Here is a 13,291-nt window from a genome sequence, read left to right as displayed (position 1 = left end):
GCGATGACACGGGTGCGGGATCCGGACTTCAGCCGGGGCCGGACGGCGGCGCGGGCCGGGTCCTGCGCCTGGCTGCTGCTGACCGGCTGGCCGCTGTGGCCGTTCCTGGCCACCGGTCCGGAGCCGCTCCTCGTGGTGGCGGCGCTGGGCGCGCTGGCGGTGTTCGCGGCCTGCTGGGTGGCGATCATGTGGCGGATGCTGAGCGGCCGGGCCATGGTGCCGCGGCGGTGGGCGCTGGCCGGGCTGGTCGGGGCGGGGCTGGCCCTGCTGCCGGTGTTCGGGGAGCCGTGGGCGTACACGTCGTTCGTGTTCGCGATCAGCGCGTTCGCCGCGACGCTGCGCACCCCGGCCTTCGCGGCGGCGTCGGCCGCGACCGCCGTCGGGGAGAGCCTGGCCCTGCTGTCCGCCGGCGTGCCGCTCACCCAGGTCTGGTGGTTGCCCCTCGTCGTCGCGGCGCAGGCCGTGGCGGTGTACAGCATGAAGCACATGGGGCTGCTGGTGGCCCGGCTGAACACCGCCCGGGCCGAGGTCGCGCGGCTCGCCGTGGAGAACGAGCGGCTGCGCTTCGCCAGGGACCTGCACGACACCCTCGGGCACACGCTGACCTCGATCACGATCAGGAGCCAGCTCGCCGCCCGCCTCGCCACCGCCGACCCCGCCCGGGCGGGGCGCGAGATGACCGAGGTGGAGCAGGCCGCGCGGCGGGCCCTGGACGAGGTGCGGCACGCGATCGCGGGCTACCGGGCGCCGTCGCTGTCGGAGGAGTTGGAGAGCGCCACCCGGAATCTGGGGGTGGCCGGGATCGAGGTGACCGTCTCCCCCGCCGACGGGCCCGTCCCCGCCGCCGCCGAGACCCTCCTGGCCTGGGCCGTACGGGAGGCCGCCACGAACGTCCTGCGCCACAGCCGGGCCCGGCGCTGCTGGATCGACCTGCGCGTGAGCGGGACGGCGGCCGCCCTGGAGGTCCGCGACGACGGCCGCCCCACCCCGCTGCCCCGGACCGGGCCGGAAGGGGCCGGGAACGGGCTGGCCGGGCTGGCCGAGCGCGTCGGCGCCGCCGGGGGGCGCCTGGAGGTGGGGGCGCGCCCCGAAGGCGGCTACCGTCTCTACGTGCGGGTCCCGCTGGAGACCAGCACCCCGGACCCCGCCGGGGCGGCCTCATGATCCGGGTGCTGATCGCCGACGACCAGGACCTCGTCAGGGGCGGCCTGGCCGCGCTGCTCGGCCTGGAGGACGACATCGAGGTCGTGGCCGAGGTCGGCCGCGGCGACGAGGTGATGGCGGCGACCCGGGAGCACGCCCCCGACGTGATCCTCCTCGACATCGAGATGCCCGGCCTGTCCGGCCTGGAGGTCGCCGAGCGCCTGCCCGGCCACCGGGTGATCATCGTGACCACGTTCGGCCGCCCCGGCTACCTCAGCCGGGCGCTGGCCGCGGGCGTGGCCGGTTACGTGGTGAAGGACACCCCCGCCGCCGAGCTGGCCGCCGCCGTGCGCAGGGTGATGGCCGGCGAGCGCGTCATCGACCCCAAGCTGGCCGTGTCCGCCATGACCACCGGCCCGAGCCCTCTCACCCAGCGGGAGGCCGAGGTGCTGCGCGTCGCCGCCGGCGAGGCCACCGTGGCCGACATCGCCCGGCGGCTGTTCCTGACCGAGGGCACCGTACGCAACTACCTGTCGTCGGCCATCGGCAAGACGGGAGCCCGCAACCGCGCCGAGGCCGTACGCGTGGCGGAGTCGCGCGGCTGGCTGTGACCCCCCGGGTGCGCGCTAGCCTGAGGCGCTGTGGTTATGCCCGCGTTATGCCGTTCGCAGCAGACTGGCGGCATGCAAGATCTTTTGGGGGCGCGGTGCGGGTTCTGATCGCCGAGGACGAGCGGATGCTCGCCGACTCGATCGCCGAAGGGCTGCGCGGGGAGGCGCTGGCCGTGGACGTCGCCTACGACGGGGACGCGGCGCTCGAACGGCTCGGCGTGCACGACTACGACGTGCTGATCCTCGACCGCGACCTGCCGGGCACGCACGGCGACGAGGTGTGCAGGACGGTGGTCGAGCGCGGCGGGATGGTGCGGGTGCTCATGCTGACCGCCGCCTCCGACGTGCGGTCCCGGGTGGCGGGGCTGTCTCTGGGGGCCGACGACTACCTGCCCAAGCCGTTCGCGTTCGAGGAGCTGCTGGCCCGCGTGCACGCGCTCGGGCGGCGGGCGCGCAAGGCCGACCCGCCGATGCTGGAGCGGGCCGGGGTGCGGCTGGACTGGGCGCACCGGCAGGTGTTCCGCGACGGGCGCTACGTGCCGCTGGCCCGCAAGGAGTTCGGCGTGCTGGCGGAGCTGCTGCGCGCCCAGGGGGCGGTGGTCTCGGCCGAGACGCTGCTGGAGAAGGTGTGGGACGAGCACATCGACCCGTTCACGAACACGGTGCGTACGACGATGATGAAGTTGCGCAAGAAGCTCGGCGAGCCCCAGGTCATCGAGACCGTGCCCGGTTCGGGCTACCGCATCCCATGAGCGCCCGGCTGCGTTTCGCCCTGGCCTGCGCCGGGGTGTTCGTGGTGCTCGGCGGCCTGGTCACGGCCGGGGTCTACCTCGTCGTACGCCAGAGCCTCGAATACCGGACGGGCCTGCTCACCCCCGAGCGCATCACCATCGACGGCTGGCGGACCTTCCGCCGGCTGGACGACCCGTACGAGATCGCGCGGCAGCGGGCCATGCAGGTCCGCGCCGTCTACCAGCGCGACACGCTCGGCAACGTGCGCACCGCCGGCCTCATCGGGATCCCGGCCGGCGCGGCGGGGGCGTTCGGGCTGGGCTGGTGGTCGGCCGGGCTGGTGCTGCGGCCGCTCAGGCGGGTCACCGAGACGGCGCGGCGGGTGGCGCAGAGCCACGACCTGACCGAGCGCATCGGCTACGACGGCCCCCGGGAGGAGCTCAAGGAGCTGGCCGACAGCTACGACGCCATGCTCGCCCGGCTGGCCCGCTCGTTCGACGGCCAGCGCAGGTTCGTCGCCAACGCCTCCCACGAGCTGCGCACGCCGCTCACGATCAACCGCACGCTGGTGGACGTGGCCGTGCGGCGGCCGGACGCGACCGACGACGTCAAGCGGCTGGGCGAGTCGCTGCTGCTGGTCAACACCCGTCACGAGCGCCTCATCGACGGCCTGCTGGCGCTGGCCGAGGGCGAGCAGGCGGTGCTGGACCGGCGGCCGTTCGACCTGACGGACGTGGCCGAGCACGTCCTCGACCAGGCCGCGGCCGAGGCGGCCGAGCGGGAGGTGAGCATGCACCGGCTGCTCGACTCGGCCCCGACGGCGGGCGAGGCGGTGCTGGTGGAGCGGATGGTGCAGAACCTGGTGGAGAACGCCGTCCGGCACAACCACCCCAAGGGCGAGGTGTGGGTGACGACGCGGCGGCGGACCGGCCAGGTGGAGCTGGTGGTGGCCAACACGGGGCTGCAGGTGCCGGCGTACGAGATCGAGACGATCTTCGAGCCGTTCCGGCGGCTGCACGGCGACCGGCTGCGCTCGGAGCGGGGCAGCGGGCTCGGCCTGTCGATCGTACGGGTGATCGCCGAGGCGCACGGCGGCACGGTCACGGCCCGGCCGCGGGACGAGGGCGGGCTGACGATCACGGTGGAGCTGCCCGCCGGCGAGTCCGTGCCGTAGCCGTGCCGTAGCCGTCCCCTGGTCGTGCCCTGGTCGTGCCCTAGCCTTCGTCCGGCATCAGGGCGCTCTGGTGGATCTCCCACAGGGCGGTCTCCGGGATGCCCGCCTTGACCAGCTGCTCCCAGGTCGCCATCCGGTCCGCCGGGTCGGCCAGCAGGGCGTGCAGGAGCGGCCGCAGCTCGGCCCGGTCGGCCCCCTCCTCGTGCCACATCGCGCCCAGCGCCTGGTGCATGGCCGGAGACCGGACGGCCACCGTGCGCAGCAGCTCCTGCAGGATGGCGGCACGATCCCGGTACGGCAGGGCGCGCCCCTCCCCCAGCGCCCGCAGCAGCAGGTCGAGCAGCCGGCGGTGGCGGGGCGCGTGCCCGGTGGCCACGGCGACGACGACGTCGCCCATGCCCGTGGGCTCCGTGCCGGCCCCGAGCACCACGTCCTCCCGGCCGCCGTCCATCACCCGGTGCGCCGACAGGGCGGTGACCAGCCCCGACCAGCCCTCCTGCCCGAGCTGCCCCTTCCACAGGTGGGTGAGCGAGGACCACTGCTCCAGGTGGTCGGGGCCGGGCAGGAGCGAGGAGACCGTGACGGGCTCCTCCGAGGCGGTGACGATGAGGAGGGTGAGGTTCGCCGAGTAGGCGGCCAGGCGGCGGGTCATCGTATGGCGTACCGGGCGGAAGCCGGTGAAGTGGCGCCTGGGCCGCTCGTGCAGGGAGCGCCGCAGCAGCCCCGACAGCTGCTCCACGCAGCGGGCCCGCACCTCCGAGGGCACCTCGGCCAGCAGCTCCAGGATGAACCCGACCGTCGGGCCCCGCTCGGCCAGGCAGGAGTGGGAGATGACGGCGTACAGCAGGTCGTCGTCCACGGCCTGCACCAGGGCGAGTGGCTCGTCCCCCAGCAGGTGGCGGCGCCGGTCGAGGTCGCGCAGCGCGTACATGGTCAGCCAGGCCACCAGGAACTCGCCGAACGTGGAGTGCAGGAACGCGTGGCCTTTCCTGCGGACGAAGAAGAACCGCTCGGTGGCCTTGCGCGCCCAGTCGACCCGCTCCTGCTCCTCGCCGGGGTCCTCCTCGCCGCCGTGGCACAGGGCCGGCACGTCCCGGTCGAGCTCCTCGTCGGTGATGACCTGGCTGCCGCGGGCCAGCATGGACAGCGCCACCGAGCCGAGCAGCACGAGCTCCTGGTCGATCGCCACCCGGCGGGCTCCGCCGGTCTCGCGTTCGGTGTAGTCGCGCAGCAGGACCTCGTACAGGCGGGACCGGCCGAGCGGGCCGTGGTCGTGCTGCAGCGCGTTGCCGCCGGCGTCGTAGAGGGCGAGCAGCAGCAGGAGCAGCGGGTGGCGGGCCATGTCGCCGTGGACGAGCGCCGCCTCGGCGGGCAGCGGCTTCAGGTCGCGCCGGGCCAGCAGGGCGCGGTTGGCCTGGTCCCAGATGTCGAGCCACTGGCGTACCTGGTCGTCGTCGAACGGCTGCAGCTGCAGCGCCAGCAGCCCGTCGGGGAAGCGGACGCGGTCGGCCACCACCGTGCGGCTGGTCACGATCACCGCGACCGGCCGCCCGAGGCCGGCCTCCCTGGCCTGGAACTCGTGCACGCGCTCCAGGTAGTCGTAGCGGCCGGTGTCGCCCTGGACCAGCTCGTCGAACCCGTCCAGCAGGATCACCGGCATCGCGCCGTCCCCGGCCGCCACCAGGTCGGCGTAGGACACCTCCTCCCCCAGCACCGCCGCCACGGCCTGCTCGACCTGCTCGGTCAGGCTCGCCCGGGCCCGCACCTGGCGCAGCTCCACCCTGATCGGCAGGAACTCCGACCTGGCCAGCCGCGCGGCCAGCACCTAGGTCAGCTTCGTCTTGCCCGAGCCGGGCTCGCCGAGCACGAGCAGCGGCGCCCGCGTGGCGCGCAGCGAGGTGAGGTGCCCGGCGAGGAACGCCTCGGCGTCGGGCAGCAGCCGCTGGCGCTCCCACCAGCTCCGTTGCGCGGGCTCGGACTCGCGCCTGAGCTCGGCCACCCGGCAGCGCGGGCTCAGGTAGCCCTCGCCCAGCAGCGGCAGCGAGACGTCCTCCGGGTGCTTGCCGGCCAGCAGGAGCGGCTGGTCGAGCGCGTTCGCGGCCATCCGCACCTGGTGGATCATGGGGCGGTCGCCGACCCGGGGCGGGGCCAGCTCGGCCAGCAGCCACGCCACCCGCGACAGCGCCGTGGCCGATGGCGGCCGCTCGGTCACCAGGCTGCGCACCCCGAACTCGTGGCTGTCGAGGGCCAGCGACCGGTAGTCCTCGTCGTAGATGCGCAGCGCGTGCGCGGGCGGCCCCTCCGCGAGCAGCCGGGGCAGCAGGAGCTGGTCGTCGACCGGTAGCTCGTCCCAGACCGCCAGGCCGCCGACGTATCCCGCCACGGCCTCGGACATGCGCTGATAGGCACGTTCCACGGCCGTGCGGGTCTCGGAGAAGGGCACGTGCGGCTCGGGCGTGGGCAGCCGCTCCAGCAGCAGGCTCGCGATCAGCCTGGCGAAGCGCTCCTGCGTCGGCACGCCGTGGGAGATCGTGCGGGCGCTGCCGCCGTGGTCGAGCTGGTCCAGCGTGAAGGGCAGCTTCGCCTCGCCGAGCGCCTCGAAGTAGGCCGCCACGACGATCGCGGCGTGCGCCGCGGCCAGCCGCTGCGTGCGCGTGAACCGGTCGACGCCGCTCCTCAGCTCCGGCATGCGGCGTACGACGTCCTCGCCGTAGGCGATGATGCCGTCGCGCATGTCACGCAGGTTCGTCGCGAGCCGGGGGCCGCCGGCCAGCGCCCACCCGGTACGCTCCGCCGCCGAGGCGAGCCCGATCACCTTGACGAGCCTGCCGTCCTTGCATCCGAGAATCCTCAGGGCGTCGGCGTAGCTCGGGGTATCGATCATGGCCTTCTCCCGGGGACTGGGATGTCCCATCATGCGCTGAACGCCCCGATCTCCGCAGGCTCCTTCGCCAGGACGATCTGAACGTTACCTGCGCGTCATGTTCCCTTCACGGCTTGTGCGATCTCCGGCAGCGCAGCGGGATCCTCGATGGTGGACGGCGCCGTGTACGGGTTGCCGTCGGCGATGTCCCGCATCGTGGCCCGCAGGATCTTGCCCGAGCGGGTCTTCGGCAGCCGGGCCACCACGACGGCGCGGCGGAAGGCGGCGACGGGGCCGATGCGCTCGCGTACGAGGGCGGTCAGCTCGCGCTCCACCTCCTCCGGGTCGCGCCCGGCGCCCGCCTTCAGCACCACGAACCCCATCGGGAGCTGCCCCTTCAGCTCGTCGGCCACCCCGATCACGGCGCACTCGGCCACGTCGGGGTGCGAGGCGATGACCTCCTCCATCGAGCCGGTCGACAGCCGGTGGCCGGCCACGTTGATCACGTCGTCGATGCGGCCCATGACGTAGAGGTAGCCGTCGCCGTCCAGGTGGCCGCCGTCGCCCGTCAGGTAGTGGCCGGGGTAGCGCTCGAGGTAGGAGCGGGTGAAGCGGGCCTCGTCGCGGTAGAGGGTGGGCAGCGCGCCGGGCGGGAGCGGGAGCTTCACGGTGACCGCGCCCTCCGTGCCCGGCGGGCAGTCCTTGCCGTCGGCGTCGAGGATGTGCACGTCCCAGCCGGGTACGGGTTTCGTCGGCGAGCCGGGCTTGATCGGCAGGGCTTCGACGCCGACGCAGTTCGCGGCGATGGGCCAGCCGGTCTCGGTCTGCCACCAGTGGTCGATGACGGGGATGCCGAGCAGGTCGGAGGCCCAGTGGTAGGTGTCGGGGTCGAGCCGTTCGCCGGCCAGGAACAGGTACCGCAGCCCGGACAGGTCCCACTTTTTCGCGAAATTGCCGGATGGGTCCTCTTTTTTGATGGCGCGGATCGCGGTCGGCGCGGTGAACAGCGTGCGCACGTCGTGCGTGGCCACCACCCGCCAGAACGCGCCGGGGTCGGGCGTGCCGACGGGCTTGCCCTCGTACAGCACCGTCGTGCAGCCCGCCAGCAGCGGCGCGTAGACGATGTAGGAGTGGCCGACCACCCAGCCCACGTCGGAGGCGGCCCAGTAGACCTCGCCGGGGGCGGCGCCGTACACGTTGGCCATGCTCCAGTGCAGCGCCACCGCGTGCCCGCCGTTGTCGCGCACGACGCCCTTGGGCGAGCCGGTGGTGCCGGAGGTGTAGAGGATGTAGAGCGGGTCGGTCGCGGCCACGCTCACGCATTCGGCCGGCTCGGCCTCGCCCACCGCCGCCGCCCAGTCGAGGTCGCGCCCCTCCCGCAGCTCCGCCACGCACTCGGGCCGCTGCAGGACCACGCATCGGCCGGGCTGGTGCCCGGCCTGCTCCAGCGCGGCGTCCAGCAGCGGCTTGTACGCCACCACCCGGTTCGGCTCGATCCCGCAGGACGCCGACAGCACCACCTTGGGCCGGGCATGGTCGATCCGCACCGCCAGCTCCCTGGCCGCGAACCCGCCGAACACCACCGAGTGCACCGCCCCGAGCCGCGCGCAGGCCAGCATCGCGACCACGGCCTCCGGCACCATGGGCATGTAGATCACCACGGTGTCCCCGGCCACCACGCCGAGGCCGCGCAACATCCCCGCCGTCCGGGCCACCTGGTCCCGCAGCTCGGCGTAGGTGTACGTGCGCGTGGAGCCGGTGACCGGGCTGTCGTGGATGAGCGCCGCCTGCCCGCCCCGCCCGGCCGCGACGTGCCGGTCGAGGGCGTTGTGGCAGGTGTTGAGCCGCCCGTCGGGGAACCACCGGCCCTCGGCGTACACGGTGGCGGGCGCCACGTCCCAGTCGATCCCGAGCGCCGCCTCACCCCAGAACTCCTCGGGCCGCTCGATGCTCCGCCGGTATGCCTCGTCATAAGCGCTCACTTGTCGATCAGAACAGCCGTTGCCCCCATGGCGCAAGATAGGGCGGGTGAACGATGACGTGATCCTTTCCGTGGTGGTGGGGTCCCGGGCGTACGGGCTGGAGACCGACGCCTCGGACACCGACCGCCGGGGCGTGTTCGTGGCGCCCACCTCGGCGTTCTGGCGGCTGGACAAACCGGCGACGCACCGGGACGGGCCGCTGCCCGAGCAGTTCTCCTGGGAGGTGGAGCGCTTCTGCTCCCTGGCCCTCGACGCCAACCCCACCGTCCTGGAGTGCCTGTGGTCCCCGATCGTGGAGGTGATCACGCCGGCCGGGCGGCGGCTGCGGGACCTGCGTGGGGCGTTCCTGTCGCAGCGGGCGCACCGGTCGTTCACCGGGTACGCCGAGGCCCAGTTCCGCCGCCTCGACCCCGACCGGATGAACTGGAAGCAGGCCATGCACATGGTGCGGCTGCTGCTCAGCGGCCAGCACCTGGTGCGTGAGGGGGAGCCGCTCGTCGGGGTGGGGGCCCACCGGGAGCGGCTGCTGGCGATCCGGCGCGGCGAGGTGCCGTGGGGCGAGGTGGACGCCTGGCGGGCCGCCCTGTCGGCGGAGCTGGCCGCCGAGCCGAGCGTGCTGCCGGAGTTGCCGGATCGGGAGCGGGTGGAGGAGTTCCTGGTCGGGGTGCGCGTGGAGAACCTGCCGTCACCCGTGCCCGGCCCCGCCGGCGCCCCTCTTCAGCTCCGCGCCGAGAAAGCCTGACGCCGTCCCTTGGTGCCTGCGGGCAGAATCGGTGATGTGACGTTGGTGGGCAGGAAGGACGCGCTGGGGGTCGTCGAGGAGGTCCTGCTGGCCGGGTCAGGGTGCGTGGTGGTGGAGGGGCCTGCCGGGATCGGCAAGAGCCGCCTGCTGGAGGAGGCCGCCGGACTCGGGCGGCCGGCCGGACTCGAGCGGTCAGCCGGGCAGCCGGTGGCGGCCGGGCGGGTGGTGGCGGCCGGGCGGGCCACCGAGCTGGACCGGGTGGCGCCGCTGTCCACGCTGTGGCGGGCGCTGGGCCCTTCGGAGGGGGCGCCGGGCCCTCTGGACGGGGCTCTGCCGGCTCCGGAGCGCGGGCCGGACGGCGGTTTCCGCGCGATCGAGCGGCTCGGGGAGGAGATCGACCGGTTCACCCGGTCCCGGCCGCTGGCGATCGTCCTGGATGACGTCCAGTGGGCGGACGAGCTGACGTGCCTGGCGCTGCGGCAGCTCGTGCCCGGGCTGGCCGGGTCGCCGGTCGTGTGGCTGCTGGCCCGGCGGCCGCTGCCGGAGCAGGAGGCGGTGGAGCGGCTGATCGCCGAGGGCAGCGCGCGGCGGGTGCCGCTGCCGCCGCTCGCCCCGGACGAGGCGGCCGAGCTGTGCGGGCGGCTGCTCGGAGCCGAGCCGGGGGCGTCGGTGCTGGAGCTGGCGCGGGCCGCCGGCGGGAACCCGTTCCTGCTGGAGGAGGTCCTGAGCGGGCTGCTGGCGGAGGGCCGGATCACGGTGCGCGGCGGTGTCGCCTCGGTGCGCGGCGGCCTCGCCTCGGTGTCCGGCGCGTCGGCGCTGCCGGCGGGGTTCGTGGCGGCCGTGGAGCGGCGGTTGCGCGATCTGTCGGCGGAGGCCCGGCGGTTGCTGGAGGTGGGGGCGGTGCTGCGGCGGCCGTTCTCCGGGCACGAGGCCGCCGGGATGCTGGGGGTCCCGCCCGGGGCGCTGCTCGGGCACGTCGACGGTGCCGTGCGCGCGGGCGCGCTCGTCGGGGAGGGTGACCGGCTGGCGTTCCGGCACGACCTCATCAGGGAGGCGGTGTACGGGGGTCTCGGGGCGGCGATCAGGACCGCCCTGCACCGGGAGGCGGCGACCGTACTCCGGCGCGAGGGGCGCCCGCCGGCGGAACTGGCCGAGCACCTGCGGCACGGGGCCCGGGTGGGCGACCTGGCGGCGGTCCGGGAGCTACGGGCGGCGGCGGAGGAGATGAAGGCCGTCGCCCCATCGGCCGCCGCCGACCTGATGCTCCGAGCACTCGACCTGACGGGCCGGCGCCCGGTCGCGGCAACCCCGCCCCAAGACGGACACGCCCCCGCCACCGCCTACAGCCCGATGCCCGACCGCCCAGGTGACCATCCGATGCCCGGCCGCCCAGGTGACCTCCCGATGCCCGGCCGTCCTGGTGACCTCCCGATGCCGGGCCAGCCTGGCGGTCCGGCGTCCGACGCGCCCCACGAGCCTGACGAGCCCGCCGCCGGCACAGGCGGTGGCCCGGGCCTCGTGCCGGGCGGTGTGCCGGAAGCCGTGCCGGGCGATGAGCCGGAGGGCTTGGTGGGTGGCGGGCTGGTGGGTGGGGGGCTGGTGGCTGGGGTGGTGCGCTTGCTGGCTTCGGCGGGGCGGCTGGGTGAGGCGCGGGAGATCGCCGACGGGCAGGGCGTGGCTCTGGGGGTGGCGGAGGAGGCGGGGATCGCGCTCGGGCTGGCGGAGGCGCTCAAGCACGCCGGTGACGACGAGGGGGTCATCCGGCGGACCGGCCGGGTGCTGGCGCTGCCCGGGGTGCCGGTGCGGGAGCGGGCGCGGTTGCTGGCCGTACGGGCGCACGCGCTGATGATGACCGGCCGGATCGATGCGGCCGACGCGGCAGCGATGGAGGCGGTCGCGGAGGGCGAGGTGTTCGCCCAGGTGGTGGGGTTGCAGGCACGCTCCACCGTGGCGATCTTCCGTGGCGACCTGGGGGACGCGCTGCGGCACGCGGAGCGGGCGGTGGGGCTGGCGGACGCGGCGGGCGGGGAGACGGCGCACCGGCATCCGCGGTTGTGGCTGGGGTCCGCGCTGACGGCGCTGGACCGGTTCGAGGAGGCGCGGGACACGTACGCGGTGGTCGAGCGGGAGTCCGGCCGGCTCGGTACGGCATGGGCGCTGCCGCTGCTGCACCGGTTCCGGGCCGAGCTGTGGCTGGCATGGGGGCGGCTGGACGACGCGGCGGCCGAGGCGGAGACGGGGCTGCGGGTGGCGGAGCAGCTCTCGGCGATGGCGCTGGCCCCGGCGCTGCTGGGCGTGCTCGGGCACGTGACGCTCCTGCGCGGTGACCCGCAGACGGCGCAGGAGTTCCTGGACCGGGGACGGGAACTGGCGGGCGACGGGGCCGGGCTGGTGGCCGAGGAACTGCGATGGCGTTCACCCGCTCTCTCGGCGCCTCAACCAGCCGCGCTCACGGATGGTCGCCGGTCCGTGCCCGACCCTTCGGCGGGCGAGCTCGGGCATGTCCGCCCGCCCGTGCCCGGTCTTTCGGCGGGCGAGCTCCGGGGTCCGCATCCTTCCGTGCTTGGGGGTGCGGTGGGCGAGCTCCGGGGTGCCCGTCCTTCCGGGCTCGGGGCTGCGGTGGGCGGGGGTGCGGTGAGTGGGGCGATGGCGTACCTGATCGTGCAGGAGCCGTGGATGGCGGCGCGGTGGCGGGGGGTGGCCGGGGTGGTGGAGTGCGTGCGGGACCTGGCTCGGCGCAATCCCGGTCACCTGTCCCTGGCGGCGGGGGCCGCGCACGCCGAGGGGAGGCTGGAGGAGGCGATCGGGCTCTATCGGGCCGGTCGCAGGCCGCTCGGGCTGGCGGCGGCGCTGGAGGAGGCGGGGCGGCGGGCCGAGGCGCTCGCGGTGTACCGGGCGTGTGGCGCGGTATCTCCCGCCGAATCCGGCATAGGACCGCCGGCCTCCCCCGACCGGCCTGGGCTTGGACCGCCGACATCCCCCGGCCGGCCGGGGCAAGGGCCGGGGGCCCGGGAGGCGGGGGCCGGGCAGGGGTGGGCGGCGTTGACGGCGGCCGAGTTGCGGGTCGTACGGCTCGTCGCCCAGGGCATGACGAACAGGGAGGCCGCGGCGGCCCTGTTCCTGTCCCCGCACACCATCGACACCCACCTCCGCCACGCCTTCGCCAAGCTCGGGGTGAACAGCAGGGTGGAGCTGACCCGCCAGGCGCTCACCCACGAGCCCCCCGGCCCGTGACACCTGCCGATCACACCGGCGGGGCGGTCAGGGCGGGAGCAATGGCAGCAGGGCTCGCGCGTCCTGCTCCGTGAGCGAGATCCCGAGCTCGTCGCGCAGCCACCCGGCCAGCTCCCCCGCCCCGGAGAACGTCATCCCCTCCAGCCGGATCCGGGCGTCGGCCGTCGTCCGCTGGGCGAGCACGTGCCGGACGAACGGCGAATGCGGGCTGTTGGCCACGTAGAAGTTCGCCACCTCGAAGTCGCTCGGGAGCTGTGGCTCGTCCGCCCGGAACGCGTACAGCTCCGTCTCCTCCGACGACAGCACCCAGAACTCCTCGTCGCGCCCGAGCCGCCACCGCCACGCGCCCGACTCCAGCGACGCCCCCTCCTCGAACGGGATCGGCTCCACCAGCCCCTCCCCGCCGAACCCGACGTCGGCCAGCCACGTGCGCCCGCCCGCCCGGACGGTGAGGGTGGCGTGCGAGCGGGGCAGGTGGCGGCGGCCCAGCCGGATCCTGGCCAGGTGCCGGGTGACGGGGAAGCCGAGGCGTTCCAGGGCGGCGGCGAACAGCAGGTTGTGCTCGTGGCAGTAGCCGCCGCGCCCGCCGGTCACCAGCTTGTCCTGCAGGCTGCCCAGGTCGAGGAGGATCCCCCGGCCGAGGAGCACGTCCAGGTTCTCGAACGGGATGGAGCGCACGTGCCCCAGGTGGACGGCGCGCAGCGTCTCCGCCGTCGGGGTACGCGGCCCGTCGTGGCCGATGCGATTCAGATAGGCGTCAAGGTCGAGCTTCTCGATGTCCCATGTCATGGGATCGACGATGGCCGGTAC

10 protein-coding genes are annotated in these 13,291 nt (G+C 74.7%); 6 read left to right on the top strand and 4 right to left on the bottom strand.

Annotation, left to right across the window (positions count from 1 at the left end; translation table 11 throughout):
- The first annotated feature begins 3 nt into the window (after positions 1-3).
- From ACTWPW_RS30565 to ACTWPW_RS30550, 4 genes are all read left to right on the top strand, one after another.
- Positions 4-1,164 carry a sensor histidine kinase gene (locus tag ACTWPW_RS30565; RefSeq protein ID WP_443170650.1) on the top strand — a complete coding sequence of 387 codons (1,161 nt, stop codon included), beginning with the start codon at positions 4-6 and terminating at the stop codon, positions 1,162-1,164.
- Positions 1,161-1,754 (top strand): response regulator, encoded by a 594-nt coding sequence (locus ACTWPW_RS30560; RefSeq protein WP_443170649.1) that lies wholly within the window; start codon positions 1,161-1,163, stop codon positions 1,752-1,754. Before ACTWPW_RS30565 ends, ACTWPW_RS30560 begins: the two co-directional genes overlap by 4 nt.
- Before the next feature lie 95 nt (positions 1,755-1,849).
- A complete protein-coding gene (locus ACTWPW_RS30555; protein WP_443170648.1) occupies positions 1,850-2,506 on the top strand; it encodes a response regulator transcription factor in 657 nt (218 codons plus the stop codon).
- Positions 2,503-3,660: a sensor histidine kinase gene (locus ACTWPW_RS30550; protein WP_443170647.1), complete on the top strand. Its 1,158-nt coding sequence runs from the start codon at positions 2,503-2,505 to the stop codon at positions 3,658-3,660. Before ACTWPW_RS30555 ends, ACTWPW_RS30550 begins: the two co-directional genes overlap by 4 nt.
- Positions 3,661-3,700: 40 nt before the next feature.
- Here ACTWPW_RS30550 and ACTWPW_RS30545 read toward each other — a convergent pair whose 3' ends face one another.
- From ACTWPW_RS30545 to ACTWPW_RS30535, 3 genes are all read right to left on the bottom strand, one after another.
- A complete protein-coding gene (locus ACTWPW_RS30545) occupies positions 3,701-5,485 on the bottom strand; it encodes an NACHT domain-containing protein (protein WP_443170646.1) in 1,785 nt (594 codons plus the stop codon).
- Positions 5,486-6,544: an NACHT N-terminal helical domain 7-containing protein gene (locus ACTWPW_RS30540; protein WP_443170645.1), complete on the bottom strand. Its 1,059-nt coding sequence runs from the start codon at positions 6,542-6,544 to the stop codon at positions 5,486-5,488. It abuts the gene before it with no gap.
- Between the two features lie 95 nt (positions 6,545-6,639).
- Positions 6,640-8,505 carry a propionyl-CoA synthetase gene (locus ACTWPW_RS30535; protein WP_443170644.1) on the bottom strand — a complete coding sequence of 622 codons (1,866 nt, stop codon included), beginning with the start codon at positions 8,503-8,505 and terminating at the stop codon, positions 6,640-6,642.
- A 46-nt stretch (positions 8,506-8,551) separates the two neighbouring features.
- Here ACTWPW_RS30535 and ACTWPW_RS30530 point away from each other — a divergent pair, with 46 nt between their 5' ends.
- Positions 8,552-9,247: a nucleotidyltransferase domain-containing protein gene (locus ACTWPW_RS30530; protein ID WP_443170643.1), complete on the top strand. Its 696-nt coding sequence runs from the start codon at positions 8,552-8,554 to the stop codon at positions 9,245-9,247.
- Between the two features lie 36 nt (positions 9,248-9,283).
- On the top strand, positions 9,284-12,481 hold the full coding sequence (locus ACTWPW_RS30525) for a helix-turn-helix transcriptional regulator (protein WP_443170642.1): 3,198 nt from the start codon (positions 9,284-9,286) through the stop codon (positions 12,479-12,481).
- 27 nt (positions 12,482-12,508) lie between these two features.
- On the opposite strand, the gene ACTWPW_RS30520 is transcribed toward ACTWPW_RS30525, so the two are convergent.
- The gene (locus tag ACTWPW_RS30520; RefSeq protein WP_443170641.1) at positions 12,509-13,270 is read right to left on the bottom strand and encodes an arylamine N-acetyltransferase family protein; all 762 of its coding nucleotides are present in this window, start codon (positions 13,268-13,270) and stop codon (positions 12,509-12,511) included.
- Positions 13,271-13,291: the final 21 nt, after the last annotated feature.

Origin of the sequence: Nonomuraea sp. KM90, from assembly GCF_052246675.1 — a bacterium.
Classification (GTDB): Bacteria; Actinomycetota; Actinomycetes; order Streptosporangiales; family Streptosporangiaceae; genus Nonomuraea.
Note: the sequence above shows the minus strand (reverse complement) of the source record. Positions and strands in the feature narration are given on the sequence as shown.

Bases quoted from the DNA above. Each gene is read 5' to 3' on its own strand.
- ACTWPW_RS30560 (WP_443170649.1), top strand. From the start codon at position 1,161: ATGATCCGGGTGCTGATCGCCGACGACCAGGACCTCGTCAGGGGCGGC.
- ACTWPW_RS30520 (WP_443170641.1), bottom strand. From the start codon at position 13,270: ATGACATGGGACATCGAGAAGCTCGACCTTGACGCCTATCTGAATCGC.
- ACTWPW_RS30550 (WP_443170647.1), top strand. From the start codon at position 2,503: ATGAGCGCCCGGCTGCGTTTCGCCCTGGCCTGCGCCGGGGTGTTCGTG.
- ACTWPW_RS30540 (WP_443170645.1), bottom strand. From the start codon at position 6,544: ATGATCGATACCCCGAGCTACGCCGACGCCCTGAGGATTCTCGGATGC.
- ACTWPW_RS30565 (WP_443170650.1), top strand. From the start codon at position 4: ATGACACGGGTGCGGGATCCGGACTTCAGCCGGGGCCGGACGGCGGCG.